The following is a 492-nucleotide window of genomic DNA, read 5'->3' on the forward strand; positions in this document are numbered from 1 at the left end:
ATCGTTGAAGAAATAGCACTTGAATTTGCCTCGAGCTGGCGCTTGAATACGGCATTGTTCTCATTCATCTGAGCAGAAAGCTGTTCAGTAAGTTTAGCTTGGGCCAAATCACCTTCGATACGAGCAGATTGCTCTGACCAGACACCTGCATAACCTCCTTCATTTCCGATTAAGTCAGATTCTGACCCGATCAATGGAGGATTGATTTGCGCGTAAACTCCATCAATCCTTGTAGTTTGGGCAAGAACTTTGTCATCTACATTCTTAATATCAGACTTAACTTGCTCAAGTGCACCAGTTGAAGCTTTATCGTCAAGCTCAAGATTAATTGAATCAATTGCTTCAGCATTTGCAGCTGACTGCTCAACTGCAACTTGTGCAGATTGGCGTACAGTTGCAAGAGCACTGTCATTACTTGCGATATACGTATCAATCTTTTGAACTGTTACTTTATCGCCTTCAATTCGCGCTTGTACTTCTCGTTGTGCATAA

1 pseudogene is annotated in these 492 nt (G+C 42.1%); it reads right to left on the reverse strand.

The features are described from left to right. Nucleotides 1-492: pseudogene (locus RFW85_RS17780) on the reverse strand (phage tail protein); the annotation flags it as partial.

The organism is Acinetobacter sp. 12966 (assembly GCF_031196995.1).
GTDB lineage: Bacteria > Pseudomonadota > Gammaproteobacteria > Pseudomonadales > Moraxellaceae > Acinetobacter > Acinetobacter geminorum.